The sequence below is a fragment of the Coxiella-like endosymbiont genome (genome assembly GCF_002871095.1).
GTDB lineage: Bacteria > Pseudomonadota > Gammaproteobacteria > Coxiellales > Coxiellaceae > Coxiella.
Window position 1 is genome coordinate 1 of the sequence record NZ_NSHJ01000058.1, and the last position, 861, is coordinate 861.

The window sequence follows — 861 nt, forward strand, 5'->3', positions numbered from 1 at the left end:
CTTAAATAATGCCATGATAGTGAAAATTTTTGATAAATTTATTCGTAAATTGTGTGACTATCTAAGAGAAAATAGCATAACATTAAATTTAGTACTTAGCTTAATATAAAAATGTAAAAGCGAGAGAATAGTTGTGGTAAGTAAGCACATAGTTATAATAAAAAAAATAAGTTTTCTCTTGATAGTTATTACAATCCAGAAAAATTGAAAATTTCTTTGAAAAATTCTTTGGAAGATTATTTATTATTCAGAGAACTCTATGAAGGAGACGAAATTAGAGTTGGCATAGTGAAAGCCAGAGAGATACTTATTGAAAGTGTGGAAGTATCTATTTACAGGAGAGTTTATTCTTCTGATGAAATAAATTTTTTTCCTGCTTCACGATATACAATGCGGCCCCGGCTTAAATCATAAGGAGTTAATTCTACAATCACTTCGTCACCTATTAAAATACGAATATAATGTTTACGCATTCGTCCTGAAATATGGGCAGTAACGACATGACTATTTTCAAGCTTAACTCTGAAAGTTGTGTTAGGTAGTGAATCAATCACTACACCTTTCATTTCAATAGATTCTTCTTTTGACATTAGATTGGATTTTGTTGAAAACAGTAATAATCCCTAAAATAAACTTTTAAATCAATAGATTTTTCAAATCTCAAGAAATTAAACTCTTAATATTTCACTATATTTCATTGAAGCAAGGTAACCTTACTATCGTTATTATTAACTTAAATGGTAAATATAAAACTTGTTTGAACAAGTCTAACAAAAAATTTAAATTGAAACAATTATTTTTATAGATTATGGAGAAGAAGTAAAGCAAATTGTAGAATTAGATGTTAAAGAAGTAGATACT

1 protein-coding gene is annotated in these 861 nt (G+C 27.3%); it reads right to left on the minus strand.

Annotated features, from left to right (window positions below; translation table 11 throughout):
- Window positions 1-344: 344 nt before the first annotated feature.
- Window positions 345-590: a translation initiation factor IF-1 gene (gene infA / locus CLERM_RS00585; RefSeq protein WP_102156681.1), complete on the minus strand. Its 246-nt coding sequence runs from the start codon at window positions 588-590 to the stop codon at window positions 345-347.
- Between the last annotated feature and the right edge of the window lie 271 nt (window positions 591-861).

What these genes read in the sequence shown, in the direction of transcription:
- infA (WP_102156681.1), bottom strand. Translation starts at nt 590, where the DNA reads ATGTCAAAAGAAGAATCTATTGAAATGAAAGGTGTAGTGATTGATTCA.